The following is a 26342-nucleotide window of genomic DNA, read 5'->3' as shown; positions in this document are numbered from 1 at the left end:
GACAGTCTGGATACTCCATATAGGCGGAGTATGGCATCCTTATTTTCTTCATCAACTAAATAGTTGTCATTCAATCATAGTTTCATTAAAAACCATCGCAATAATATCTGCAGAAAAACCACGATACAGTAAAAATTGTTTTTGTTTTTGCATTTGTTTAAACGTCAATTCACCTTGATTTTTATATTTCTTTTTCTTGACTGCAATCGCATGAGCCAACCAATGATCTTGCTTCTGCTGCAGGACGGTATTGATCAAGGTTTCCTCAATCCGCAAACTTCGCAATTCCTGCTGTATTCTTAATGGTCCATACCCCTGCCGAATTCGCGTACGGCAAATTGTTTCGACAAAACGCTCATCACTCTGCAAGCCAAGGCGCTGACATTCTGCAATAGCTGCTTCTATCTCAGAACTTGCATACCCTTTTTGCGTGAGCTTACAAGCAAGCTCATACACACTATGTTCGCGCCTGGTTAAAAGACGAAGTGCAGAAGACAATGCTTTATTCATCAAGTATATCAACCGGCTCCTTGACTGCAGCGAGTTTTTTATTCAACAATTCAGCTCTTATTTGTTGCTCCAATTGCGCGGCAAGTTGGGGGTTGTCCTTTAAGTACTGACGTACATTTTCTTTACCTTGACCAATTTTTTCTTGCTTATAGCTATACCAAGCGCCTGATTTATCTATCAGTCCTAATTCTGTCGCAAGATGAATAATTTCACTTTCCCGGGAAATACCTTCATTATAAAGAATATCAAATTCTGCCCTTTTAAATGGAGGGGCAACTTTGTTTTTAACCACTTTAACTTGCGTCTCATTGCCCAATATTTCTTCACCTTTTTTAATTGCCCCTGTTCGTCTTATATCAAGACGGACGGATGCATAAAACTTAAGCGCGTTGCCGCCGGTGGTTGTTTCCGGATTGCCAAACATCACCCCAATTTTCATACGGATCTGATTAATAAAAATGACCAATGTATTTGAGCGCTTAATGTTTGCCGTTAATTTACGTAATGCCTGGGACATCAAACGCGCTTGCAACCCAACATGCGCATCGCCCATCTCTCCCTCAATCTCGGCTTTTGGAGTTAATGCCGCAACCGAGTCAATAATCACCACATCCACAGCAGCAGAACGCACCAGCATATCCGTGATTTCAAGCGCCTGTTCACCAGTATCTGGTTGAGAAATAAGCAATTCATCGACTTTGACGCCCAGTTTTTCAGCATAACTTGGATCCAACGCATGTTCCGCATCGATAAATGCCGCCGTACCACCACTTTTTTGGCATTCGGCAATCACTTGCAGAGTCAGTGTGGTTTTACCTGAAGATTCTGGTCCATAAATTTCAACAATACGCCCTTTGGGCAAGCCACCAATCCCAAGTGCAATATCCAAACCAAGCGACCCTGTTGAAATGGCCTCAATATCACGCACAGCCATACTATCACCCATACGCATAACCGAGCCCTTACCAAATTGACGTTCTATTTGAGCGAGAGCAGCATTAAGTGCTTTGTGTTTATTGTCTTCCATAAGTTTACCCGTGTAGGAGATACAAAGAAAAAAATTATCCCACAGAAGTGCTCAAGCAGCAAACAAGATATTTATTAGGCAAAAACAGTAGGAGTACGAGGCGATTCTGTCTTAAGACGCGACAGCTCACAACCATAGCTCATCACCCGTCGTAATGACGCCTCGGGAGAAAATAATCCAAACGTGGCTAATCCCGTCCCTGCACTTTGTGGCGTTCGTGGAGCCGCAATGACTGGCTTCGTTTCACTACGAGGAGCCGTAATGGATACTACTGGATGACGAAGAAACTCAACAATCGCACCATGACCGGCGGAGGAAGCCTTATGAAGGGCGTAACGTACGGCTTTAGCACTTGGTGTTAAACGATAGATGTCTTGCACAATGGCAAGATGGCCTGCCTTGGCAGCGGCTTGTAAACCTAAGTCTACCGCTTTGCGGCTTAGTAATGCCTCTTGTGAACAAAAGTAACGAACCATTTCCTGATCATTTGTGTTCGCTGCCCCTATAAACACTTGTTCAATTGCACAAAGGCGCGGTGGATTAAGAGGCAAATGACATAAAGCATCCACTTCCCTTACCTGCCCTTTGCCACCGGCCAATCGCAAAGCATTTTCGACCGTTCGCAGTCTTGGCGCGTTTTCCGGCAAACCACAAAGATAAACCAAGGCATCGTAACTTCCTTGAGATGCCGCTTTTTCGCATGCTCTTTCTATGGCGACCTGCCGTGGCGCATGTTCTGTTAAACTGCAAAGAGACCTCACTGTTACCACGTCGTTCTTACCAGAAAACTCGATTAAAGCAAGCTCGACTTCCTGCTGCATCAATCTATTTTCAGGCATGCTGGCAAGATAGTGCGTCATAGCTAATTGGTTCGATGCCAGAGCCTGCTTAAATCCTTTAACCTGGACAGCATCACAGGGTGCTTCACTGCGTTCCAAACCACATAAAAACTGCACGACTGACAAATGGCCATTGCCAACGGCTTCTTTAAATGCCTGCTCAATCGATCTTTTATCAAGAAGACGAGAGGCTTTTTCATGAATAAGTTGTACACACCCCAATTCACCATATTCAGCCGCTTGTTTAAATAATTTTTTAATCGTGTGGCGGTCAAGTGTTTCAGGCATAGTGCGGCAAAAAAATTCAACCACATTCCACTGAGCACACTCCACTGCCTGAACCACAATGCTTCTTACAGCAAATCGACTGGGCTCTATGTGTCCTACCTCAATAAGCCAGGCAAGACATCCAACATTACCTTGCCTGATAACCCGGTTAAATAGACTTACCCCGCCATAATTTTGACTTATCCATTCATTGTCTGTGTATTTGCCGGCTAATATCCTGATGACGTCGGCCCGAAGAGCCGCATCATCAACAGTCGTCATGATTTCGATAAGAATACGCTCATAGGCATTAATCTCATCGGCTTCTAAGGAAGGCTCTATCTCAAACGCTTGAATGAAATCACTTAAAACAAACTCTCCAGGATGCCGGGCCCAAAATACTTTGGCAACATAGGCTTGCAAAGCATATTTATCATGCGGGTAATGGCTAGGCAGCGGCAATATTTCTCTTAGAGAAGTGATTTGTCTGGCTACACTATACCAGGTATCTTCAATGGCGTAATACTGTTCTTTCATAAAAGGCGCAGTAAGAGTCTGCACTGCAATGCATTCATCAAGCAGTGCTTCCAAGCGAGATAGTTTATCAGCAATGATCGTATTTTTTTTCGCAAATTTTCTTAATTCCATGACCAATTCATAATCATCCATAAATTCTGGATGCAACAGGAGCTTGTCGATGATTGCTTCAAATACCGGGACAGCTGCAGAGCTATGTATGTTACGAAACACTGCAAATAAAGCCATCAACTGGGAAATGCTTTCAAATGAAGAAGCCCCTGCAGGCATTTTTTGCAGATAATCCCTGATGTCTATTGTGCTTATCTTATGACATAGTGAAGGCTTATAAGCAACCAAATGGAAGACAGAACCATGCTGCAAAGACACCAAACGCTCAAGCGTTTCATCCTCAAGAAGTGACGCTAATTTTTCTAATAATTCTGGCGAACTTATTGAGGCAATGCCATTAATTAACGTTGATAATTGCTCTGGATGAAAAGTTTGATTTAAGGTTTCTCGCAAAAAAGCAGCACAAACTTCATCATTCGTCTTGGCGTACCATGCTAATGCCGTATACAGAAAAGGCTCTTCAAACAATCGATAAAGTACCGTAAAATTTTCTGAAGCTGCCGTAAATTCAGCCGGACACATTTGAGACTCAACGCTTTCTAATTCTTCTTCAGAGAGCACACCAGTTAATGCATACCGTTGAAATCCTCTGTCTTCACAGCGAACCTTAGCCGCCTCTTCAATCAACGTTCTTGCTTCAGGAAAGTGATTCAATAACGCATATAAATGTGATACAGGGCTGTCTGAATCATGCAAATAACTTAAATGATACAGCATAAAATCGTGCAGCAAGCCGGTTTTGATGATGTCTTCAGCCGAAACCCCACGCTGGACAAGCCATAGCACTGAAGCCGCTAACTTTTCCGTATCATCGATATAACCTTTAAACAAATGGGCAACACCTTTTGGCTCTCTTTGATGCATTAAAGCGTCTGATAAATCAGCCAAAAACGCTTTTACACGTTCAACCGCCATGATCTCATGTATTACTTTATTTAGCCGTGGTTTGTTTTCCTCATAAAAAGCACAAGCACGCTCTTTTTCATGCACCAAAAACGCTTGAAAAAGCCGCGCACATTGTTCGTTTTTCTGGACATCAATTAAGGCATCTGCCTCCAAGGAAAGAACGTATTCTAAACCCAATTGGATAAGAGAATAAGTGTCATGCGTTTCCAGTTTCCTTTCACAAAATCGAATAAAAACCAAAAAAGATTCATGAATTTCTATTTGCCTAAGCGCTTCAGCAATAGCAGTTGAATCGGATGGGCTTTCATACCTTAATACCCGTAACTTCGCCACTAATTCTCGTCTTTTCGCCAGTGCAAGCGCTTGCTCCGCCCTAAACGCATCACGAGCAACCACCCCATGAATAGCCTCCATAGAACCATCACGGCTATTTACCCAGGAAAATAATTCGCAAAGCATGATGTTCACTCACTATTCGGCCCATGATAATTCCATTATTAAGAAATATCCTGCAAAACGTCAACCTATTTTTAGTGAATAAAATTAATTCCTTTCATCGGCCAAGATCGATTTGAAATGACCTCATAAAAAACATCAAAAAAACATCATTATTTTCACGGAAGTTAGGTAGTTTTCTTATGAATAAAACAAATAATCCTTATTAAATTTCATGATCATTTATTTTTCAATTCATAGGAAATACGTAACTCCCAACCCCGTCATCCTGAACCCGAGCGCAGCGAGGGTGAGGGATCTTCTGCTGAGTGGCACGTATAAAATAAAAATAATGAAAAACACTTGAAAAATGATGTGGTTATGATCAAATAGCTGCATGAAAGATTACGCACAAATGATTAGCACGCTATTAGCCAAGATTGCGGAACTGGAGAAGATAGTGGCACAACAAGCAGCCGAGATAGCAGAGTTGAAGAAGCGCCTGAATAAGGACAGCAGCAACAGCTCAAAACCGCCATCAAGTGATGGGCTAAAGAAACCTTCTCGTACGAGCTCGTTGAGGGAGCAAGGCAAACACCCAAGTGGCGGTCAAAAAGGCCATCGAGGCACAACACTCAAACAGGTAGTCCATCCGAATCATGTTGTTACACATGAGTTAGAGCAATGCCCTGACTGTGGTCGATCTTTGGTGCAAGAAGTCGCCAAAGGCATTGTCAAACGACAAGTTTTTGATTTGCCAGCTGTGCAAGTTGAAGTGACAGAGCATCGCGCGGAAATGAAGTTTTGCACTTGCTGTCAAAAGCAAGTCCGCTTCTTTTCCCCCAGAGGTAAAAGCGTATACCCAATATGGCAACAGAGTCCGTTCTTAAGTTGTGTACTATCAAAATCAGCACCTGATATTGGAAGACCGAATGCAGCAGTTGTTTATGGATATGTATAACCTCCCTATAGCGACAGCTTCTATTGCTACATTTAACAAAATGGCTTATGAGCAATTGGAAGCTTTTGAAACGCAGGTCTTGACATTTGCTAAAGAAGCGCCCGTGAAAAATTTGGATGAAACAGGTTTTCGTGTGAGTGGAAAAACACAATGGATGCATACGCTATCGACATCTGACTGCACTTATTACCATGTGTCATCAAAGCGCAAGACTTCTTCGTTTAAGCAATCACCGTGAAGAAGTCTTGCGCTTTTTGTATGATCCAAGAGTACCCTTTACAAATAACGATGCTGAACGCGACCTACGCATGGTCAAATGCAAACAGAAAATATCTGGTGGATTTAGAACGTCGATGGGTGCTGAATACTTTGCCCGCATCAGAGGATTTATTAGTACGCTGCGAAAGCAGGAATTGAGTATTATCAATTCCATCGAGTCTATCTTTTCTGGTACGATTCCCCTGTTGTCAGGAAGCTAGACAACATAAAGTCCAATCGAACAGGGAATAAAAACATGCAAACGGAATCATACGTTTACCTTTTGGCTAACAAGCACAATAATGTTTTGTATACTGGCGTTACCAATGATTTGATACGTCGTGTCTATGAACACAAAAACAAACTGGTAGCTGGATTCACCAAAAAATACAACGTGGATAGACTTGTTTACTATGAAGCCTGTGGAAGTATCGTTGTTGCTCTTGAACGAGAAAAACAAATCAAGGGTTGGTCACGAAAAAAGAAGCATGATTTGATTAATGCATTCAACCCAGAGTGGAACGATTTATATCAATCGATTCTTTAAAAATTGTACCACCCGACAGGAGATCCCTCGCTACGCTCGGGATAACGGGGTGGGGAGTTACGGAAATACATAACCTTTATAGATTACCAATAAAAATGCCACGCTAATATCTGGCCCTAAGTTAAATGTGAACACGGATGTCCGCCCATGCGAACGACACCAAATGCAATCAAAGTATGATTTTGCCCATTATCTAGGAAAGCAATCTTGACATTGAAGTAGACGACGCTTAGGATTCTTGCATTGTTTACTTTAGGAAATACCAATGGCGATTCGCCGTTTGCGCATGCTGGTGACTGAAGACTTTGATGAGGTCAATGCCTTAATCATTAAAAAAATTCAGTCTGAAATTTCTTTAATTGATAACTTAACTCACCATATTGTGCAAAGTGGGGGCAAACGATTAAGACCGTTGCTGGTCCTTCTGGCCGCTCACGCTTGTGGGTATCAAGGCCGAGATCACATCAATCTTGCCGCAATGATCGAATTTTTTCATACGGCAACACTATTACATGATGATGTCATTGATGAGTCCACACTACGACGAGGCCAGGAGACCGCTAATGAAATATGGGGCAGTAAGGCCAGTATTTTAGTCGGCGACTATTTGTTTATCCAATACATGCAGCTGATGATCAGTGTTGGTGATCTGAATATCATGCGTTTATTGACCGATATCTCCCATCAAATCAGCTGTGGCGAAATCAAACAATTGGCGAACCGACACAATCACACACTCACCATAGAAGAATACTTTGATATCATTCGCTCCAAAACATCACTGCTGTTTGCAGCGTCCGCCTCACTTGGTGCACTCATTAGCCATTCAAATGAGGAAATATATAATGGGTTGTATACTTATGGCCTTCATTTGGGGAATGCTTTCCAATTGATCGATGATGCCTTGGATTATTGTGCAGATGTAAAAACACTGGGAAAAAACATCGGTGACGATCTGGCCGACGGTAAAGCCACGTTACCTTTGATTCATGTCCTAAAGCATGACAAAACCAACAGACAGGATAAAATTAAGGAAAGTTTAAAACAAGGCACACTGCAATATTTACCCGAAATATTGGAAGCTATTGAAGCAACTGGTGCCATAGACTACACTCGCCGTGTTGCGGCAGCAGAAGTAGATAAAGCACTCTCTGCCTTGCAAGTGATCCCAGATTCGGTGTATAAAGAAGCCCTTGCCGATCTCGCCCGATATGCCATTCAACGCGATCATTAAGATCAGATTTAAAACGGAGTGTAGCTCAGCCTGGTAGAGCACTGCCTTCGGGAGGCAGGGGTCGCAGGTTCAATTCCTGTCACTCCGACCATATAAATAAAGGATTATAAGCATTTTTACAAAACCAAAATTCAATTACAGGGTGCACACAGGGTGCAAATTGAATGTGTTTTATTGAAAAAAGAATATATCTGGAATCATGTGTAAGATATTAAAATCAATTTACATTAGCTTAATGTTGATAGTTTCCCCTCAGATAAAAGCAGCCTCAGATACATGCCATCCCAAAATAAACCCAAGATTACCCCAATATATTGCTGGTTATGGAAGTTTGATTGATGAGCAATCTAAAAAGACTACAGACTCAATAGCTTATGAAAACATTCCTGTTTTAATTAAAGGCTTTAAAAGAAGTTGGTGTGCACACGGTAATTTGCCAGGATTCAATGCAACTTTTTTGTCTTTAAATGAAAACAAAAAAGGGACATTTAACGGCGTAATTTATAGAATCAGTGATCCCAAAGAAATAGAGCTATATGACACTAGAGAAACTGTTTATTGTAGGAAAGAGTTACGCGCCGAACAAATTAAAATATATACAAAAAATATTCCTGAAAAAAAACAGGTATGGATTTACTATCCAAAATCAACACAGAATGATCAACCTAGCCGTGAGTTTCCCATTACACAATCATATGTCGATATTTTTATTAGAGGTTGCATTAAAATTGAAGAAAAATTTAATATAAAAGATTTTGCTAAAGAATGTATATTAACTACGGATAACTGGCCTGAACAACACTGGGTCAATGATAGAATTTATCCTAGACGCCCTTCAGCATATGAGCCTTATGCACGTAAGATAGATGCTCTATTAAAAGAACATTTACCTAAGCAATTTAAAAATATAACAATCGAATAAATTGTATGGGTTAGCGCAAAAGCATTATTGCGCTAACTCAATCAGTAGATACTTTATCGGCACTAACCACACTTTCTGTGCTGTTCCAGCCATGAATCAAGGTCATCCTTCAAATAGCGTATTGATCGTCCGATTTTAATATATTTAGGGCCTGGAGTTCTATTTGCTAAGGTTCCATTTACCCTGTCTTGAGAAAGAAAAGAACGGCTCATGCATATATAATTAGCAGCTTCAGCTTCTTTAAAGACTCTCTTCTCCACAATAAATACCTCCGTATATTTTGGTGTAACATCATAAAACAACACCAATATATACCAAATATAAGTATTTATCAATAAATTTATACGCGATTTACGTATTCATTAACAGCAGTGATAACAGCTTCAACTTCAAAAGTTCGGCGAGTGGCTGTAAATCTCCCCTTAAATCGATTCATCCCATCCCCTCTCATTTTTGGCGCGTGTTCCTCAAAATAATTTTGCAAATCCTCGGCACTTTCAAGTTGATATTGAACAGTTAAATGTTTTTGATTATCTGAGCTATCACCATCCATTGATTGGTGCATCACTGTAGCATTCAAAAAACCGGGAAATTTAAGCATTTCAAGAATATGCTCGTCTAACCAATCCTTATAATCTCTATATATTTCATTATCAATAGATAGATTCACTTCATATACAACCATGTTTACTCCCTCACAAAACGTAATACAACCAATGTTAATATCGCACAAATACTAATAACAATTCCCGGATTCATAAAACTTTTATGGCTTAATATAACATAGGGCATTAAACCACCAAAAATTGATAGGCTGGTATTATAAGATATTGCTAAAGCCTTACCTCGATGAATGGCGGGAAACAAAGAAACCATAAATGCAGGCAAAGCCGAATTATATAATGATTGAATCAAAGCCAGTAATATCAAACTACAAAATATAACGACATAGTTAAAATGGCTAATATAGTCAAAACAGACATAGGAAAATAAAAGGTACAATGCTGAAGCAGCAGTAATTTGCTTAGTAATACCTACCCGATCGGCCAAAGAACCAAACAGGGGCAAACAGATGAAATAAACTGACAAAGCAATCAACGTCACCCATACAGATTTATGGTGAGTCTGATTTTGAATCACTGAAGATAAAAGAGTTGGCATATAAACAAAGGTCATATAGAAAGCAGAAGCAGATAAACTTGCAGCTACAAAACAAATAACCAGCTCCTTTCTATATTTTTTTACCAAAGATGAAAAATGTTTAGTATCATTCATCCTCTGCGCAAATGGCTCATTAATAAACCTTCTAATCTGGTAGAGTGCCAACCAAATAATAGCACTAATTAAAAATGGTATACGCCAGCCATATTGAATCATCTGCTCATAAGGTAAAAGGTTTAGTAATATAAAAACCGATAAATTTGCCAGCAACAATCCAAGAATTCCACCCATAAATGCCATACTGCCAGAAAATGCCGGGCGATCTTTCCCTTGTTCAACAGCCAATATTAAACCATTAGAAAACTCTCCTGATATTGATAGCCCCTGAATAATCCGGCAACTAAATAACACTACCCATAAATCGATGTCAGGTAAGCTGGTGGGCAATAAACCAATAACCGCTGTGGAAACGGTCATCAACAAAGTAGTAACTGACAGTACCTGCTTACGACCATAACTATCGGACAGATACCCAAAAACCATTCCAGAAAAGGGTTTCACTGCATAGCTTACTACATAAGCCAAAATGGTAAAATTTATCGCTGAATTTTGTGAATGGGATGAGAAAAATACGAAAGATAAAACTGGAATAAGAAAAGCAAAGATACTTAAATCAAAAACTTCAATAGCGGTACTGATAAAAACGGATATCCTAGCCAGATTTGTCATTTACATTCACTTCATTGTGTCGTACATTATTTTAGCATTAAATAGATTTAAGCTGTAGCTCTAAGGATTTGTTATGATACATGATGTACACAAAAGGATTTTCCTTCCCTTCGATGAAAAACAAGAACTTCTTTTCAACAAACAATTACGACCACTAAATGCCTTGGGGTGTGATTATTTCTATTATCTAGTCTCAGATCAAACTTCAAAAAGCAAATCCTACCGATTCTGCACCCATGAAGATTGGATGGATTTCTATTATGAAGAAAAATTAATCGAAAATGATCCATTAAAAAGAATTGTAGAAAATTCAAACATTTCAATACTCCCATGGAATCAAGCCAGTTTTATGAATAAGCATGAAAAACGAACCATGTCTGGCCGTGCCGCGTTTGGGCTTTATAATGGTGTATCGATTGTTAGTAAATTCAATGACAAAAAATATATATTTGTAATGGCGACTGAACATAGAGATCATGATCTAGCAAGGTATTTGTTATTGGAAAAAAATTATGACTTAAAGAAATTAATGCATGGGTGTATAACCTCTTTAGAAGGATGACGTGGTTAGGGCTTATGATTCTGATTGATTTACAAGAGCATTAAATAAATTAACCAACTTGAGCTGTTTAACCCTATTTACTGTAATAGTACAGAGCTGGGGATTGCCAACTACTATTGCTAAACTTTGAGCTCTTGAAATGGCAACGTTAATTCGATGCTTATCGAAGAGAAAATCAATCCCTCTAGGTGATTCATTCGCATCGCTGGTACACATACTCAAAAATACAATGGGTGCCTCTTGCCCTTGGAATTTATCAACGCTGCCAACACGTGCCTGCTCACCAAGAGCTTGCTTGAGTTTATTAACTTGATAATTATATGGAGCAACAAACAATATATCATTCCAACTAATTTTACGAGTTTCTCCCAGCTTTTCTATAAATGTCCTGCCAATTAATTCTTGAGCTAATAGATTTATTTCACTGACTTCCTCATCTGAAGCGTAGGTATTACCTTCATGCTCCACAGGAACAAAGATTAAGCCAGCCTCTTTGTTTAATTTTCCTTGGTAACCATCAGGTACTTTAACAACACGCACATCATTATCAGGATGTGGCTCAAGGTTATTATCATATATAAATTTACTGATAAACTGATTGACTGCTGAATGCATTCGATAAGTGGTTCCTAAAAATACTCCCATATCATCGGCAATCGTAGGTGTTTCATGTAATAAATAATCTAAAATAGAAAGACCGCTTTCACCAGGATGTGTGCCTTGTGATGGCTGTCCTAATTGCATTTGATCACCCATAATCACTAAATTCTTAGCAGAGCGGCTCATAGCAACCAGATTAGCCACTGAAACCTGCCCTGCTTCATCTATAAATAAATAATCAAGTTTATCCAACATATCATCCCTGGCAAATCCCCATGTAGTAGTGCCTATAACGCAGGATGCCGCTATATTATTAACAAGGTCACTATTTTTTAAAATAGATATATTTATTGCCTGCAAGTTAGAATCCGTATCTCTGGTACAAGCAAAAATCCCATTAATGCTTTGCTCAAAACAATATTCTTTTGTTTTTAACAATAAATGGTTGATGGCTTTGTGACTATTACTTGCTATACCAATCTTCGCGCCAGTTTTAATAAGATCTGCTATGATATGTTTTGCAGTATGCGTTTTCCCCGCCCCTGGTGGTCCTTGTATAGTTAAATAACTATAATCTAAATTTCTTACAGCTTGAATTGTCTGTTGCAGCTTTATATTTGGATCATGACTCGGAGCTATAGCACCACCACAATGGTTTTTAATACGAGGTTTTGAGCGTCTTAAAAAATCTAAAATAGCGCAATTACCCACTCGGTCGTTGTCATAATCAGAAACTATTTGATAAATGGCCTGTGGAATAGGGTCTGGATTAATATATTCATCGGGAATTAAAGTAATTAAAGTTGGGGGCTCTTCTCTAGCTTGTAATACAATTATCCCATTTTCTAAACTGCTCTCTTCACTACAAAATTTCACCTTAGCATTTTTGCCATTTTCGTCTTCTAACCCTAATAAATAAAAATAATCAGCTGCCCCTTTAAATTCTTGCATGGGATCAAATTGATATTCATAAGCTAAATTTTTTGCTCTTGGTGTTGGCTTAAATGGCGCTCTCTCGGTTCTCTTGCAAAATGCCAAGCAGTCTAAATCATCAAATAATTCTTCCTCGCTCAAACCTAATCTATCAAATAAACGCCAGAAAAGTGGCTTTAACTCTCGGCGGTGAAATTCCAACATCCAAGCTAAATTTTCTGTTAATGCTGCATACTCTGGATCGTCAGATAATCTCTGCCTTGCCTTGGTTAACAAGCGGTCTCGTAATTCAATGCATTGGGTTATTTCTTCTTTTGGTTCAGGTTCTACTATTTCTGTTTTACCTAGATAAAGAATACAATTAGTTTTCTGCTGTTCTCTCAGCCAAGCAACCAACTCCTGAGTTGAATTACAATCATCAATGTTATAATCACGAATATTCTTTAATATGTTAGAGGTTTCCCAAGTCTCACCTTGTTCATCACGCGAGTGCAGGTCTCGCCACTGTTCATAAAATACAACTGAATCACCACCAGTCCCAACTTCGGTTTCACGTTTATCACGGTAAAGATGCTCGACGTTTTTTATAGAATACCTTGGTTCGCCCAGCAAAAGGCTGCCCTTCACGATTTTATATAGATCAACAAAAACTTCATTTCGCAATAGCTGATCAAGCTCATACTCACATATACCATAGCGCCCCATTAATTTACGACACGCAGCTATTTCATAATTGGCAAAATGATAAATATGCATCATTGGATCACGTTGCCATCTTGCATAAACCCATTCAATAAACTGTTTAAAAGCCTCTTTTTCTTGCACCTCATTATGCGCCCAATAATCTTTAAAGCATCGATTACCCTTCTCATCAAAATAGGTGCAACCCCACAAATATTCCAAACCACCCTCTTCTAAAGGGTATCCCTCAATATCAAAAAAAACATCGAGTGGCGAATGTGGTGGCAACAACGCAAGTCCTGATTTTTCATTGGGTGCCGGTGCAATAATTTTATATTGCGGCCTTTCTTTTCCTATACTTTCTTTTTGTATAGTAGCCTGCGCTTTGAGACGCTCTAAAACATCAGAATTAATACCAGGTATACGATTTAGCTTTATATCAATTAGTTGCTGCATTGTTTGAATACCAGCTTTATTTAATTTTTTAATCTGGCTTTTTGTAATATTAGCAATCTGAAATAAATGATCCCTTTCAATCAAAAGCTTTTCTGCATAACTCGACCAGCAGCCCCATTCCTTTGAATCTGCGGGATCTGGTATATTTCGATAATCAAATTGTTCTTGGCTCAACAAAAAACTTTCTTTTAATGAGAGGTAATAATAGAAATAATCATCAACTTTAAATGCTTCATTTTTACCATTTCCGAGGACAATAATAATATTATCAGGTCGCCTACCTTGAATGGCTTCTAGCATTTCAGCATAACAACATAGCTGAATAATAAATTCAGGTTTTGCTTTGTGTGATAATTTTGCATCCCAGACTTCGTAATGATAATCACCAAATTTACTTTCGCCAGGCGCCTTAACTAGAAAGTCTGCATATCCAAAAAACTGTTGATTTTCCAAATAACCCTGAGCAATAACGTCTGTGCCATTTTTCATGGCTTCTAAAGTTAATTGCTGCTTTAACCCGATTGTATCTGCCTCTATTTTCTGAACAAATAACTCTCGAAATTTGAATAATTCTTCTTGTGCTTTTTCATGCTGGAACCCTTTATTTTGAAGAACTCCCATTAACTCATCATCTGAATCTTTTTTTGGTGCTTTATCAGGAAACTCTAAAGAGAAACGATTCATCCAAGATGCAAAAGGGCTACGCATAAAGAGGGTTAGATCAGTTGGTGAGAAACAAAGTTTTTTATTTATATTTTGCATATTTAATATGTCTTAATTAGAAATGCTTAGTCATCACAAGATTTATACGAAATGATAATCTTAGGCGTATAACCTGCGTTCCTAGTCAACCGCTTCCATTCCAGTAATTTCATATGAAAAATCAAAGAATTTATCTGAGATAACTTATCAAGTTTAGATTTTCTATCTAAAACAAACCATAAACACATAGTCTTGGGTTTTATTATTTGATCATCAATCTTTATTTCATGTTGATTATTTTGCAGTAACTTAATTGTATTATTAGCTTGATCAATTGCATAATTGAGTTTTTGCGGCTTGCCAAATTTAACAAAATAAAGTGTTTCGTCTTTATAAAGATCCATATGCTCTACTTTGTACTTTTTATCAATTTGCCTAAACACTTTGTCACAATTAATAAATCCTTGTGCAGCTTTACTTTTGTTAAATTCTTCTTCATTAAGCGCAGTGACTTCCTTTTCATCACATTCCAAATCTATGGTGTCAATCTCTTTGTTTACAAATTCGATATAACTCTGATTAAACTGATACCATGATCCGTCAAGCAAACAGCAACGTTTTTCCTCATCAATAAAGTCTAACAACTCCTTTAAGGAAACTGTTCTATCTCGACCATACTCATTATGAATTTTAACCTTGATATTATTAAGGTCTTTTTTAAGATCGATATTATTTGATTTAACAAAGTTAATTAAGGCGCTGAGGGTAATATCGCCTTTTTCACTTTTATTATTAGACTCCCCTTTAGTGTAAAGGCTATATTCAAACTGATCAGAAAATATAAAATCAATCCCTGAAAGTGAAATACTGTTTTCCTGTAAACTAGCTTCACCCTGTTGAATAATTTTATCAGCTAACAGATCGTCAAGTCGTTTTATTTCTTTTTCGTCATCTATTTTTATAACTCTTGGGATGCTCAGCAATCTCTCTTGAGTCAATTTTTTTTCAATATTTTCAATAAGACTGGGTAATTCATCGGGTTTTAGGTTTACATTAAGCAAAACAGAATGGCCAAAGCTGGCAGTCTTTCCCCAAATTTCTTTGTTAATTGTTATGGCTTTTAAATAGTGTGTTGATTCCCCACTATCTAAATCCATATCACTACCTTCTTGGTAAGTAGTAACCACTTTATTTTTTTTACTTTTATAAAATTTCGAATTTTTTATTCTTATATTATTCGGATCTACTATTCTTTCTGCTAAATTTAACCCAAAATCTAAATCACAAAAATTCTTAAGATAGAAATGGCTTTTTCCTAAGCTAATCGCATAGCAAATATGTTCCTTATGAACTAATAAAACAGCGAAATATATCTGATTTCTTGGTTTTTCTTCTTCTCCAAAAAAATCAGAGTAAATATCTGTCCACCATATATCAACACTATCCGGTTGAGATGAGAAATAGAAATCCATCTGCCAATTTTCATATGATTTTGAACCAATCTTTTCTAATCCAACGAAACTGAGCTTACTAATCAATTCATCTTTTTTATTAGAAATTACTTTATAAATATTATATTTGGTCGGCACTGTATAAACTCCTTCTCAAAGTCCATTAACTATCATCTCTAACTTCCTTCAACGCCCGACTAAAGAAATGTTTAATCGCCTGATTCCGTGCCTCAGCATCTGTCATGATTATATTTTGCAATTGATTATCGCGCTGGAATAATTGGATCGCGCTTTCAAAAAATGCCTGAGAAAAAGCACCAAAAACCACATCCGGCGGGTTATTCTTCAGCATATCCTTTAAGTTTTCATCACTTAGTATTTCTTGATTAACTTTCTCAAAACGCAAAAAGTCTTCTTTAGTAAATTCAGTGCCATGACGCTGATTGAAAGACTCAATAATTTCAGATAATGAACGCTCCTCATCTTCCGTGTAAGCATTAGCACCAAACTCTTTGATAGCAGATAGGGGTGAAGTTGTGCCAGGAGATAACGAAGCTGAACCCTGTTCTTTTTTCTCTATTCTGAATGCCTGTAAACGAATCATATCGTCTGTAATCTCAATTTCCGGCGGCACTTCTCGGTTAGGCAGTAATCTATTAAGCCATGATACATAGGAAAAAAGTTTTTCCAGCCAAGTGTCTTGCAAACTCATCACCTGCGCGACAAATGAATAAAAACGCATATAGCTCTTCAGCAATTGTCGAAATTCTTCACGCTTTCCTTCGTCTTCCTCATATTCAAAACGTTGGACAGCATTCTTAACCAATTTTTCTAGCGCGATTCTATCGTGTGGATCAAGCGCTCCTTTGTAGAAAACCTCTGAGAAACGGTTGACTTCATCTTCGTCGATAATAGAAAAAGACTTAATGCGACCTTCCAACTCATAAACTTGATTAGGGTCAGATATCTCCTCTAGCGACGTGACTTCATAAAATGGTCGAAATGCATTTTGAATGTCTTCAATCGTATTCTGGAAATCGAGCACGTATGTATTAATCTTTCCTGGGGTAGTACGATTTAGCCTTGATAAGGTTTGTACTGCTTGTAAACCATCCAATTTTCTATCAATATACATGGCGCATAACTTTGGCTGATCAAAGCCTGTTTGATATTTCTCTGCCACAATCAATAATTGAAAATCCTTATCAAATTTTTCTGGCAATTGGGTTTCAGCAAAGCCATTTAATTCTGCTTCAGTGTAGGTTTCACCATCGATTTCTAGCTCACCTGAAAAAGCCACCAAGGCTTTCACACCTACATACTGCTTCTCCTCAATATATTTTTTTATACCAAAATAATATTTAAGTGCGTGTTCGCGACTTTGGGTGACAACCATTGCTTTAGCTTTACCATTTATCTCTTGCATCACATGGCGACGGAAATGCTCAACAATAACCTCCACTTTCTGGGCAATTGCTGTTGGGTGTAATATCGCAAATCTGGCAACACGGCGATGCGCTCTTCGTCCTTGCAATTCCGGATCATCTTCGATGGCTTTTTCCAGCTTATAGTACTGTTTGTAGGTCATGTAATTCTGCAACACGTCAAGAATAAAGCCCTCTTCAATTGCTTGGCGCATAGAATAAAGATGGAACGGATATGGCAAACCGTCTGATCCTTTTGTACCAAAGCGTTCCAATGTGACATTACGTGGTGTAGCCGTGAAAGCGAAATAACTGATATTAGCCTGTGGCCCACGTTGGCGCTGATACTCAGCAATCATATCTTCTATATCCGAAGGAGTGTTATTGCCTTCTTCACGTGTCAAAGTTTTTGAGAGGTTATCAGCATACTTACCGGACTGAGAGCCATGCGCTTCATCTATTAGCACAGCAAAACGGCGTTTGCTTTGACCCGAGATTTCCTTTAGATGATCAGTCGAAAATTTATGAATAGTAGTAATGATAATACGCGCACCTTGCTTAATGGCTTCTTTCAACTGTCGTGACGTGCCATCAATCTTTTTCACCACACCCTTAGTTTGCTCAAATTGGGCCACAGTATTTTGTAGTTGACGATCTAACACTATACGATCAGTCACAATAATGGCTGTGTTAAAAATTGGTTGGTCTTTTTCATCATGTAGAGTAATCATACGGTGAGCTGTCCAACCAATGGTATTAGATTTACCTGAACCTGCTGAATGCTGAATTAAATAGCTATGACCTGGGCCATGTTGTTTTGCATGTCTTAATAACTTCAATACAGCATCTAACTGCTGAAAGCGTGGAAATATCATGACCTCTTTACCATCTTTTACTTCCAGGTGCATAAATCGTCCAACGATATCAAGCAGAATATCTCGCGAGAGGATGGCTTTTCCTTCTGGTTGGTCAGCATAAAGATAACCAACACGAAACTCATCAACGATATCAGGGTTTCCTGCGCCACCATTATGGCCTCGGTTAAATGGTAAAAATCGAGTTTTACCGTTTGCTAATCGTGTCGTCATAGAAACATTGTCTTCGTCCATTGCGAAATGAACCAATGCACCTTGTTTAAAGGTTAGTAATGGCTCACCTGCTGGGGAACGATCAGTACGATATTGTTTTTCAGCATGACGGAACGTCGTACCCGTTGATAGATTTTTACATTCGATAGTCGCTAGGGGAATACCATTAACAAACAGGCCAATATCAATACGGTTATCATGTTTACTGCTATATTTCAGCTCGTCAATCACCGAGAGAATATTGGCCTTAAAGAGTTGTAATAGTTCTTTATTAATGCCTGAAGCAGGCTTGAAAAAGCAAAGGGAGAATTTAATACCAGGAATGAGCTTAATACCCTGGCGCAGCACATCCAGCGTTCCGCGAGATTTCAGCGCCTTTTCCAGTTGCTTGAAAAATTCGGCTTCGGCGCTAGCAGAATATTGATCTTGCAACCGTTTCCATTCATCAAGCTGCGTGGATTTAATGAATTGTATTACTAGCACTTTGTCGAGTGCTGAAGCACGATCAAAATCTTCTGTCCTACGATGGACATAACCTAGTTTTTTAACCAGCCGATCGATGACATGATATTGCAGCACATTTTCTCGGCGGATAGTGTCCTGAGAGTAGGTTCGATTAGTTGTATCTGTCATGTCTGCATTGACTCCTCGATATTATCGAGGCGCTCATCAGTGCTACCTCTTTTTTTCCATGATTTGATGTCTAATTGACCTGTTACGGCTTCGGTGATTAGTGATGTCCGAAACTCTTCTAAAATATCAATTGACCGTTGCGTCTTTTCTCTTAGGCGCCGTTCAAAAATTACAGCTTGCTCAATTTCTTCTTGCAAGGAGATCTCAGGAATTGGAATTTTCTCCTTACCCAGACGCCAAGTGTTCAAAGGCCTATTCCGTCCAGCTGAGCCTCTAGAAGCTTCGTTAAGTATAAAATCACCAAAATTACTTCTGAGCAACCCAAATAAATATGCTGTATTTACACTTCCTTTACCTCGATATATCGGATAACGATGCGAAACAACACAACCATCCTCTTTTGAAGTTGCTAGAGCAACTGCGCCCTCCCAAGCAAATTGTCCGCTTAAAATTAGATCGCCAGGCTCTACAAAGAAAAACTTGGAGTCGCCCATTCCCTCTTCATCAGCCGCAGGTTTCTTGAATATTCCTCGACCTTTATTGTAGAGACCCAACCGAATAAGTTCATCATATTCAGATAGATTTACAGACCTTTGCATTCGCTGGACGACATTCTCAAACCTTATACGAGGCACACGTTGACAAGAAATTGCTTTATCTACAAGCGACTCTATACGTTTAGAAGCTTTTAGTAAAAAGGCTTCCTTCTTCTCAATAAGCTGGTTAATTAGATCAGTCTCACGATCCAGAAAGTCTGCAATTTCTTTTTGAAGCTTATAATCAGGCACCAAAAATTCATGATTATTAAGAACTGACTGTGTCATACTTGGAATAGCTGTATCACTCTGATACTGATCAAAAGGTATCGTTTGAGAACAATAAAAAATAAATTTTGCATGGTACCCCCTTAAGGGAATAGCGTAAAACATTGTATCAACAGTCCAAAATGCCCCATTCACATAAAGAGGTTTATCTACAGTTCCCTTCCGACCTAATAAAATCGCTTCACCGTTATAAAGAAATTCTGATGAATATGCAAAAACCCCACCAGATCCAAAAACAGGATATCCATCCACAGATTCAACTGACTTGTAATCTTTACCATTATTAATAGTAACAGCTCGTTTAAGCCTTATTTTTTTCCATGCTGCTATGCTTGCGGCTTTTGTCCTCATGCCACTACCTCTTTCAGCAAATTGGCAATTTCTGCTTCCAATTGTTTAAGTTCTCCATCAATCTCAGCCACAGGACGCGGTGGAACATATTTATAGAAATAACGATTAAAATTAATTTCATACCCTACACGACCTACCTTGCCATCGGTGGTATCCTTGTGATTTTCATCTACCCAAGCATCGGCAACAAAAGGCTTTACTTCTCGTTCAACGTAATCTCGCCAATCTTCTTTCAGCGGCACTAATTCATGATCGCGTAAATCAGTATCAGGTTCAGGATTGCCTTTAGCGTCACAACAAACATCAGCAGTTTCGTCTTTCTCTGAGAGAGCCGTAAGGATCACTTTTTTCAATTGTGCAGTTAATTTAAAACTTAAATTTTTTAATGCTGTTTTAAGCGCTTCTTCAAATGCATCACGATTTTTAAATTGCTGTTTTAATGTTTTGTTATTAAGTGCGGTTAATAGCTCTTGTTGCTCAATTTCGGAAAGTTTTAGAAACGCATTTTCTTGTTGAAGCAAGTCTAACCGCTCTTTGCTTCCTTCAAAATTTAGCTTCAAAGGCCGCTCAATGCGTATTTCTCGATAACCAAACTCTTGCCTATCAAAAATTTTAGAAAATTCGCTCCAATCACCACCACCATTGAGCATTTCATAATAAATTTTAACAATTTCGCTACGCGCATGTTCTGGAATCTCACGACGTTTGCTACCAAGACTTTTTCGCATGGATTGCCAAAATCGTTCGCTACTTGCATCAATGAGCTGCACCTTCCCACGGCGGTTCTTATCCTTCTTATTCGTAAGCATCCAAACATAGGTTTGAATGCCTGTGTTGTAAAACAAATCCGTAGGTAATGCGATAATCGCCTCTACCCAATCATTTTCCAGCATCCAGCGACGGATTTCACTTTCACCAGATCCTGCCCCACCTGTAAAAAGAGGTGAACCATTCATCACTATACCGATACGTGAGCCTACTTCATCATCTCGCATTTTTGAAATCATGTGCTGCAGGAAAAGCAACTGCCCATCAGATATACGAGGTAGTCCTGCACCAAAACGACCATCCATACCTTTTTCTTGTGCTTCTTGCTTAATAGGATCTTGGTACTTTTTCCAATCAACCCCATACGGAGGATTGGAAAGCATGTAGTGAAATTTTTTATCCTTGTGAGCATCCTCTGTTAACGTGTTACCGAAAGCAATTTGCTCTGGGTTATGACCTGTTACCAGCATGTCAGACGTGCAGATACCGAAGGATTCTGGGTTTAGTTCCTGCCCGTAGAGCTCAACACGAATTTTAGAGTTATATTCTTTCATTGCCTCTTCCATAAGTGCAAGCATACCGCCTGTTCCACAAGCGGGATCATAAACTGTGCGAATGATTCCTGAACCAGCCAATGCTTCGGCATCATTAATCAACAAAAGATCCACAATCAAACGAATGACTTCACGAGGTGTAAAATGTTCCCCTGCCGTCTCATTCGAAATTTCAGAAAAGCGGCGAATCAAATCTTCAAAGAGATACCCCATCTCCATGTTGGAAACATTATCAGGATGTAAATCTATCTGGCAGAAAAGATCGAATACTTGCCATAAAATTCCACCATCCTTTAGGCGCTTAAGCTGATCAGTAAAAAGAAACTTTTCAAGAAAAATATCGCGGACGCTGCTATTAAAACTGGTAATATAGTCTAATAAATTCTTATGTACATCACCTGGATCTTGATTTCGAATTTTACTAAAGGTAAGCATATTGTAGTTATAAACTTTCAGACCACCACCAACAGCATTAAATAACATCATGTCTTTGGTATGATCATCTATTCCTTCAGGTAAATTCTCGTATGCACTTACTACAGCATTTTTTGAAGGTTCTAAAATACAATCCAATCGACGCAAAACAACAAATGGCAAGATAACCTTACCATATTCTGACTGTTTGAAATCGCCTCGCAGTATTTCAGCTATAGACCATGAAAATGTACTCAGATTTTGTATCTTTTTATTATTTTCATTCTTCATCTTTGGTTCCAATTGAATGCATGAGTTACCTCGAAAAATTAATAAGTAAGAACAACATAAATGCGCAAGAAACAGTCAGCATTGTAACTAATGTTAATAATGTAAATCGATTTGCTTTACGCGTCTGCTGAGTCAAATCCTTTGCTTCCGTTAGTGAATCTGATACCACGTTTTTCATGACTTGAACGAATTCATTGGTGGCTTCCCTCAGTATTTTGTTCATAGCTTCTTTACTACTAGCCAATGCAGCATTTAGTACTTTCTCAGCTTTGTCTTTAGCATCAACCTTCCATTGAGAGGAAATGCTCTCCATTTCCTCTTTGAATTGAGTCAGCATTTCCTGTTGTGCTTTTCGATTTTCCTCAAGCAGCCTGTCATTCATGGTTTGGAAGATAAGAACTGGATCATCTCTACCCAGAACAACACCATGCTTGCCTGCAATGTCTTGAATAGCCTCATTAATTTTCTCTGACATTAGATCACCATAGCGTTATCAATCTGGCTGAATAGTTGATCCCGTATCAGCTTTAATCGCTGCCTGGTCATAATATTTCGCTCAGGGGAATCGATTGCCTCATTAAATGTAATTTTTTGTTGAAGCATATTTGAGAGATCATGGCCGAAAGTTTCTTCCTTTAAATCAGGAATATTGATTATTGCTGCGATTCGATCTTTGGTCTCTTTGTATACCTTCATTTGCTCAAAAGGTTTTCCTTCACTCTCAACCTTTCCCCAATAGGGATTTAGCCACACAACATAGCGAACATCTCCTGGAAATTGATTTACCAGCTGAGCAAAACCATTTATTGTGTCCAGTAACGCTTGACCACCAGTGATAACGGTATGGATGATAAGTTCATGCCCCATGTCTTTTAACAAGGTGGGTACTTGGTTGGTGATGAGATAATGCGATAAAGGCACAAAAGAACTGGCGCCATTATCAATAATCACGTCATTTTGTGTATTTGCAATTTTTTCAATTAAGGTGTCAAAATGGCGCGGATTGATTTCATCGCCTTCCATAATATTTAGGCGTTCGACATTAAGTGACTTAAAGCCATGAAAGGTGGCGTTAATGGGATCGGTATCAATACAAAGTGGGGATTGTGCTTTATTAAGTTTGTACTGAGCGGTAGTTGCCGAGACAAAAGATTTACCGACACCGCCTTTGCCCTGCATCGTGATATGTATTTTTGCCATTACAAGAGTTCCTCCGGGTTGGGTATTGGATTAAAAGTAAAACCTTTGATTTCATTGGTAGTTTTACTTTTGCTTTGTTTATCATCCCTGATGTTTTCCTGCTCTGACTTAATTAACTTAAGTACGTAATGCCTAAATGCCTTGTAGCCGAATGAAATTTGTCCTTCATCAGATAAAGTTTCCCAAACAGCTTTCATCGAACAGCCCTTATCAAGGGCTTCTCGAATGTCTTCTTTCAGTGCGATAAATTGAATCTTGGCATTGGTTCGCCCGTTCTTTTTTTCTGACTGATTTTGGATTACCCGTTCGGAAAGTAGTTTTTTCATTCTTCTTTGGCGTCAATTTTTTTATTTTAAAAAGTCTAAATCATAATTAGGATTGGAACAAGAAAAAAGGAATATTTTAGAACTATTAAGAATTTACTAGAATATAAAAATGAGTATTTTAGCATTATAAAAGAACTTTTAGGAATAATTTGGATTATTTTAGTTCTATAGGCAAAAAAGTTCTTTAAAAATCGTTGCAAGTTCCAAAAAGTTCCTGATATGATTCTTTAAAGTGCTCTGGAAAAGCAGGGCAAGATAGGTGAAGTTAGCTAACCAGCAAGCTGGCTATCAATCTTCACAAACCTTATTCGCACCTTCGGTGCTCAACGGGTATCTTGCTTTTTGAGATCAAAAAGAAAACAATTAATCAGTACCTAAAGGATTGCAAACCACTTGTTAAGAGGTCAGCATCCTTATGGACGATAAGAATAAACTACCTACCAGAAAACACGGCCGCCACCTACGTGTTCCCGTTCTTCCCGATGAAGAAATTGCAATTAAATCCCATGCCGCCCAAGCAGGACTTTCTGTTGCCGAATATTTACGTCGGATTGGGTTGGGCTATCAAATCCAAAGTGCCATTGATAAGGATTATATTCTCCAGTTATCCAAAATAAATGCAGACATGGGAAGGCTCGGCGGTCTGTTTAAGCTCTGGCTTACCCAGGATAGACGTGTCGTATATTTTGATCATCGAAGGGTTAAAGCTTTGTTGGATCGCATTCAAACAACGCAGGATGCAATGTTTGAAGTGGTGAAAAAATTATGATTATTCGCCATATCCCAATGAAGTCAGCAAGACTGAGCAGCTATTCAGCTCTGGTAAAATACATTACTGATGAACAAAATAAACAGGAACGAGTAGGTAAAGTCAGGATATCAAACTGTAACAGTGTTGATCCTACCTGGGCTATTTATGAAGTATTGGCAACTCAGGCGAGAAACCAAAGAGCTAAAAGCGATAAAACCTACCACATGCTCATATCTTTTGCCCCAGGGGAAAATCCCTCCAACGAGGTATTGAAAGCTATAGAGAAAAGTGTCGTATCATCTATTGGATTCAAAGATCATCAAAGGATTAGCGCTATTCATCACGACACAGACAACCTTCATATTCATGTTGCCATCAATAAAATTCATCCAAAAACCTTTAACATGATTGAGCCATATAGAGCTTATAGAGCTTTTGCAGATGTGGCATCGAAACTAGAAATTGAGTATGGTCTTGAAATAACCAATCATCGAACCCGAAAAAGTCGTTCAGAGAATCTTGCCGATGATATGGAACAACATTCTGGCATTGAAAGCTTGATTAACTGGATAAAGAGAAATTGTCTGGAACAGATTAACCAGACCAACCATTGGAATGAGATTCATAAAATCCTATCCCTTCATGGCTTGGAAATTCATATTAAAGCTAATGGTCTGGTCTTTTGTAATGAAGCAGGACTTATGGTTAAAGCAAGCTCCGTTTCACGATGCTTTTCCAAAAAGAACCTGGAATCCAGGTTGGGTGAATTTAAGCCCTCACCATTTCGTACTGAAAGATCCGGGAAAAATATTTATCGTTATGAACCACTAAATAGGAAAGTTATCGGTTCAGAAATTTATGCGCGTTACCTCCATGAAAGAGAGCACGGTAAAACACTTCTTTCCCAAAAACTTAGGCACCTGCGTGAGGCTAAGACCAGATTAATTGATAAGGCCAAAAAGCGCGGCAGAATAAAACGTGCTGCTTTGAACCTAATGAAAGCCTCAAGGACTCAAAAAAAATATCTTTACCAGCAAATCAGTAAAACTCTTTTGAACGACATTGAAAAAATAAGCCAAAATTACGCCAAAGAGCGAAAGAATCTGATTGATTTTTACCAAAACAAAACCTGGGCTGATTGGTTGCGCCATAAAGCTCAGGGAGGTGACGAAGAAGCTTTAACAGCCATGCGTTATCGCGATCGAAAAAACCAAAATAATTATTCCTTATCTGGCACGTCGTCTAATTTTTCATTAGCGGATATTAAGCAAGTTGATTCCATTACCAAAGAAGGAACAGAGATTTATAAAGTGAACAAGGCTGTCATTAGAAGTACCGCCAAGGAAATCAAAATTTCTAAAGGTGGTTCAATTGCCACACTGAAAAAAGCCATTGAGATGGCACAGCAGAGATTCGGCAACTGCATCCAGGTAAATGGCTCGCCACTTTTTAAAAAGATCATTCTTCAAATAACTATCCAGAATAATATCCCGATCACCTTTGCTGATTCAGAAATCGAAGCACAACGCCAAAAAATGGTCTTAGAACAGGAGAGACGCTATGAGCAATCAAGACGATACAGATTTAATGATGGAGGAAGAACTCCAAGAAGCAATGAAGCTGCTGGAGCAGCCATTGGAGAAAGAGGAGCACTTTCCAGTACGAAGCCCAACGCTGACAGCATTAGACAAGGCCCGCCAGCCAAAGGTCAAAACAGCTTGCGAGACTTGTCCCAACTCGATATGGTTCAGCTCGCCAGAAGAAGTAAAGTGCTATTGCCGGATAATGCACATGATCAGCTGGAGTGGCAAAGACTCAAATCTGATAACTATGTGCGACGGAAAGTTTCTGGATTAAGCAGAAAGGTAGAGCACAAATAATAAATGAAT

22 protein-coding genes and 1 tRNA gene are annotated in these 26342 nt (G+C 38.8%); 10 read left to right on the top strand and 13 right to left on the bottom strand.

Features of this window, described 5'->3' with window-relative positions:
* Nucleotides 1-66 precede the first annotated feature (66 nt).
* From recX to E1O52_RS01225, 3 genes are all read right to left on the bottom strand, one after another.
* The gene (recX, locus tag E1O52_RS01235; RefSeq protein ID WP_133126890.1) at nucleotides 67-510 is read right to left on the bottom strand and encodes a recombination regulator RecX; all 444 of its coding nucleotides are present in this window, start codon (nucleotides 508-510) and stop codon (nucleotides 67-69) included.
* Entirely contained in the window at nucleotides 503-1537 is a 1035-nt protein-coding gene (recA, locus tag E1O52_RS01230; protein ID WP_133126889.1) for a recombinase RecA, read from the bottom strand. The genes recX and recA overlap by 8 nt, the downstream gene beginning before the upstream one ends.
* Before the next feature lie 74 nt (nucleotides 1538-1611).
* Nucleotides 1612-4656 carry a hypothetical protein gene (locus E1O52_RS01225; RefSeq protein WP_133126888.1) on the bottom strand — a complete coding sequence of 1015 codons (3045 nt, stop codon included), beginning with the start codon at nucleotides 4654-4656 and terminating at the stop codon, nucleotides 1612-1614.
* 373 nt (nucleotides 4657-5029) lie between these two features.
* Here E1O52_RS01225 and E1O52_RS01220 point away from each other — a divergent pair, with 373 nt between their 5' ends.
* From E1O52_RS01220 to E1O52_RS01190, 7 genes are all read left to right on the top strand, one after another.
* Nucleotides 5030-5593 (top strand): DUF6444 domain-containing protein, encoded by a 564-nt coding sequence (locus E1O52_RS01220; protein ID WP_133126887.1) that lies wholly within the window; start codon nucleotides 5030-5032, stop codon nucleotides 5591-5593.
* Nucleotides 5565-5831 carry an IS66 family transposase gene (locus E1O52_RS13445; RefSeq protein WP_133126886.1) on the top strand — a complete coding sequence of 89 codons (267 nt, stop codon included), beginning with the start codon at nucleotides 5565-5567 and terminating at the stop codon, nucleotides 5829-5831. The genes E1O52_RS01220 and E1O52_RS13445 overlap by 29 nt, the downstream gene beginning before the upstream one ends.
* On the top strand, nucleotides 5731-6072 hold the full coding sequence (locus E1O52_RS01210) for an IS66 family transposase (protein WP_242602121.1): 342 nt from the start codon (nucleotides 5731-5733) through the stop codon (nucleotides 6070-6072). Before E1O52_RS13445 ends, E1O52_RS01210 begins: the two co-directional genes overlap by 101 nt.
* Nucleotides 6073-6107: 35 nt before the next feature.
* Nucleotides 6108-6398 carry a GIY-YIG nuclease family protein gene (locus tag E1O52_RS01205; protein ID WP_133126884.1) on the top strand — a complete coding sequence of 97 codons (291 nt, stop codon included), beginning with the start codon at nucleotides 6108-6110 and terminating at the stop codon, nucleotides 6396-6398.
* Nucleotides 6399-6663: 265 nt separating this feature from the next.
* On the top strand, nucleotides 6664-7632 hold the full coding sequence (locus E1O52_RS01200) for a polyprenyl synthetase family protein (protein WP_133126883.1): 969 nt from the start codon (nucleotides 6664-6666) through the stop codon (nucleotides 7630-7632).
* Nucleotides 7633-7646: 14 nt separating this feature from the next.
* A tRNA-Pro gene (locus tag E1O52_RS01195) sits at nucleotides 7647-7723 on the top strand.
* 108 nt (nucleotides 7724-7831) lie between these two features.
* Nucleotides 7832-8554, top strand: a complete 723-nt coding sequence (locus tag E1O52_RS01190) for a gamma-glutamylcyclotransferase family protein (protein WP_133126882.1) — start codon at nucleotides 7832-7834, stop codon at nucleotides 8552-8554.
* A 340-nt stretch (nucleotides 8555-8894) separates the two neighbouring features.
* On the opposite strand, the gene E1O52_RS01180 is transcribed toward E1O52_RS01190, so the two are convergent.
* Together E1O52_RS01180 and E1O52_RS01175 are read right to left on the bottom strand one after the other, a co-directional pair.
* Nucleotides 8895-9239 carry a DUF4286 family protein gene (locus E1O52_RS01180; RefSeq protein WP_011945714.1) on the bottom strand — a complete coding sequence of 115 codons (345 nt, stop codon included), beginning with the start codon at nucleotides 9237-9239 and terminating at the stop codon, nucleotides 8895-8897.
* 2 nt (nucleotides 9240-9241) lie between these two features.
* On the bottom strand, nucleotides 9242-10444 hold the full coding sequence (locus tag E1O52_RS01175; protein ID WP_133126881.1) for an MFS transporter: 1203 nt from the start codon (nucleotides 10442-10444) through the stop codon (nucleotides 9242-9244).
* 73 nt (nucleotides 10445-10517) lie between these two features.
* Between E1O52_RS01175 and E1O52_RS01170 the strand changes: the two genes are divergently transcribed.
* Nucleotides 10518-11006, top strand: coding sequence for an autoinducer binding domain-containing protein (locus E1O52_RS01170; protein ID WP_129827362.1), 489 nt, complete (start codon nucleotides 10518-10520; stop codon nucleotides 11004-11006).
* A 12-nt stretch (nucleotides 11007-11018) separates the two neighbouring features.
* Here the strand turns inward: E1O52_RS01170 and E1O52_RS01165 are convergent, their stop codons facing one another.
* The 8 genes from E1O52_RS01165 to E1O52_RS01130 are packed head-to-tail and all read right to left on the bottom strand — an operon-like array spanning nucleotide 11019 to nucleotide 23702.
* Nucleotides 11019-14438, bottom strand: a complete 3420-nt coding sequence (locus E1O52_RS01165; protein ID WP_133126880.1) for a TM0106 family RecB-like putative nuclease — start codon at nucleotides 14436-14438, stop codon at nucleotides 11019-11021.
* A 26-nt stretch (nucleotides 14439-14464) separates the two neighbouring features.
* Nucleotides 14465-15967, bottom strand: coding sequence for a DUF6119 family protein (locus E1O52_RS01160; protein WP_129827364.1), 1503 nt, complete (start codon nucleotides 15965-15967; stop codon nucleotides 14465-14467).
* Between the two features lie 25 nt (nucleotides 15968-15992).
* Nucleotides 15993-18974 (bottom strand): type I restriction endonuclease subunit R, encoded by a 2982-nt coding sequence (locus tag E1O52_RS01155; protein WP_133126879.1) that lies wholly within the window; start codon nucleotides 18972-18974, stop codon nucleotides 15993-15995.
* A complete protein-coding gene (locus E1O52_RS01150) occupies nucleotides 18971-20149 on the bottom strand; it encodes a restriction endonuclease subunit S (RefSeq protein ID WP_133126878.1) in 1179 nt (392 codons plus the stop codon). The genes E1O52_RS01155 and E1O52_RS01150 overlap by 4 nt, the downstream gene beginning before the upstream one ends.
* Nucleotides 20146-22176, bottom strand: a complete 2031-nt coding sequence (locus E1O52_RS01145; RefSeq protein ID WP_133126877.1) for a type I restriction-modification system subunit M — start codon at nucleotides 22174-22176, stop codon at nucleotides 20146-20148. Before E1O52_RS01145 ends, E1O52_RS01150 begins: the two co-directional genes overlap by 4 nt.
* Nucleotides 22177-22201: 25 nt before the next feature.
* Nucleotides 22202-22651 (bottom strand): conjugal transfer protein TraM, encoded by a 450-nt coding sequence (locus E1O52_RS01140; protein ID WP_035889645.1) that lies wholly within the window; start codon nucleotides 22649-22651, stop codon nucleotides 22202-22204.
* Nucleotides 22651-23376 (bottom strand): ArsA-related P-loop ATPase, encoded by a 726-nt coding sequence (locus E1O52_RS01135; RefSeq protein WP_058470667.1) that lies wholly within the window; start codon nucleotides 23374-23376, stop codon nucleotides 22651-22653. The genes E1O52_RS01140 and E1O52_RS01135 overlap by 1 nt, the downstream gene beginning before the upstream one ends.
* Nucleotides 23376-23702 carry a TraK family protein gene (locus E1O52_RS01130; protein ID WP_129827368.1) on the bottom strand — a complete coding sequence of 109 codons (327 nt, stop codon included), beginning with the start codon at nucleotides 23700-23702 and terminating at the stop codon, nucleotides 23376-23378. The genes E1O52_RS01135 and E1O52_RS01130 overlap by 1 nt, the downstream gene beginning before the upstream one ends.
* Before the next feature lie 415 nt (nucleotides 23703-24117).
* Here E1O52_RS01130 and traJ point away from each other — a divergent pair, with 415 nt between their 5' ends.
* Together traJ and traI are read left to right on the top strand one after the other, a co-directional pair.
* The gene (traJ, locus tag E1O52_RS01125) at nucleotides 24118-24471 is read left to right on the top strand and encodes a conjugal transfer transcriptional regulator TraJ (RefSeq protein ID WP_129827369.1); all 354 of its coding nucleotides are present in this window, start codon (nucleotides 24118-24120) and stop codon (nucleotides 24469-24471) included.
* Nucleotides 24468-26333, top strand: a complete 1866-nt coding sequence (gene traI / locus E1O52_RS01120) for a TraI/MobA(P) family conjugative relaxase (RefSeq protein ID WP_129827370.1) — start codon at nucleotides 24468-24470, stop codon at nucleotides 26331-26333. Before traJ ends, traI begins: the two co-directional genes overlap by 4 nt.
* Nucleotides 26334-26342: the final 9 nt, after the last annotated feature.

It is taken from the genome of Legionella nagasakiensis, assembly GCF_900639915.1.
Lineage (GTDB): Bacteria > Pseudomonadota > Gammaproteobacteria > Legionellales > Legionellaceae > Legionella_A > Legionella_A nagasakiensis.
Note: the sequence above shows the minus strand (reverse complement) of the source record. Positions and strands in the feature narration are given on the sequence as shown.

What these genes read in the sequence shown, in the direction of transcription:
- E1O52_RS01200 (WP_133126883.1), top strand. Translation starts at nt 6,664, where the DNA reads ATGGCGATTCGCCGTTTGCGCATGCTGGTGACTGAAGACTTTGATGAG.
- E1O52_RS01225 (WP_133126888.1), bottom strand. Translation starts at nt 4,656, where the DNA reads ATGCTTTGCGAATTATTTTCCTGGGTAAATAGCCGTGATGGTTCTATG.
- E1O52_RS01180 (WP_011945714.1), bottom strand. Translation starts at nt 9,239, where the DNA reads ATGGTTGTATATGAAGTGAATCTATCTATTGATAATGAAATATATAGA.
- recX (WP_133126890.1), bottom strand. Translation starts at nt 510, where the DNA reads ATGAATAAAGCATTGTCTTCTGCACTTCGTCTTTTAACCAGGCGCGAA.
- E1O52_RS01175 (WP_133126881.1), bottom strand. Translation starts at nt 10,444, where the DNA reads ATGACAAATCTGGCTAGGATATCCGTTTTTATCAGTACCGCTATTGAA.
- E1O52_RS01205 (WP_133126884.1), top strand. Translation starts at nt 6,108, where the DNA reads ATGCAAACGGAATCATACGTTTACCTTTTGGCTAACAAGCACAATAAT.
- E1O52_RS01135 (WP_058470667.1), bottom strand. Translation starts at nt 23,376, where the DNA reads ATGGCAAAAATACATATCACGATGCAGGGCAAAGGCGGTGTCGGTAAA.
- recA (WP_133126889.1), bottom strand. Translation starts at nt 1,537, where the DNA reads ATGGAAGACAATAAACACAAAGCACTTAATGCTGCTCTCGCTCAAATA.
- E1O52_RS01220 (WP_133126887.1), top strand. Translation starts at nt 5,030, where the DNA reads ATGAAAGATTACGCACAAATGATTAGCACGCTATTAGCCAAGATTGCG.
- E1O52_RS01170 (WP_129827362.1), top strand. Translation starts at nt 10,518, where the DNA reads ATGATACATGATGTACACAAAAGGATTTTCCTTCCCTTCGATGAAAAA.
- E1O52_RS01140 (WP_035889645.1), bottom strand. Translation starts at nt 22,651, where the DNA reads ATGTCAGAGAAAATTAATGAGGCTATTCAAGACATTGCAGGCAAGCAT.
- E1O52_RS01165 (WP_133126880.1), bottom strand. Translation starts at nt 14,438, where the DNA reads ATGCAAAATATAAATAAAAAACTTTGTTTCTCACCAACTGATCTAACC.
- traJ (WP_129827369.1), top strand. Translation starts at nt 24,118, where the DNA reads ATGGACGATAAGAATAAACTACCTACCAGAAAACACGGCCGCCACCTA.
- traI (WP_129827370.1), top strand. Translation starts at nt 24,468, where the DNA reads ATGATTATTCGCCATATCCCAATGAAGTCAGCAAGACTGAGCAGCTAT.
- E1O52_RS01150 (WP_133126878.1), bottom strand. Translation starts at nt 20,149, where the DNA reads ATGAGGACAAAAGCCGCAAGCATAGCAGCATGGAAAAAAATAAGGCTT.
- E1O52_RS13445 (WP_133126886.1), top strand. Translation starts at nt 5,565, where the DNA reads ATGCAGCAGTTGTTTATGGATATGTATAACCTCCCTATAGCGACAGCT.
- E1O52_RS01130 (WP_129827368.1), bottom strand. Translation starts at nt 23,702, where the DNA reads ATGAAAAAACTACTTTCCGAACGGGTAATCCAAAATCAGTCAGAAAAA.
- E1O52_RS01145 (WP_133126877.1), bottom strand. Translation starts at nt 22,176, where the DNA reads ATGAAGAATGAAAATAATAAAAAGATACAAAATCTGAGTACATTTTCA.
- E1O52_RS01155 (WP_133126879.1), bottom strand. Translation starts at nt 18,974, where the DNA reads ATGACAGATACAACTAATCGAACCTACTCTCAGGACACTATCCGCCGA.
- E1O52_RS01190 (WP_133126882.1), top strand. Translation starts at nt 7,832, where the DNA reads ATGTGTAAGATATTAAAATCAATTTACATTAGCTTAATGTTGATAGTT.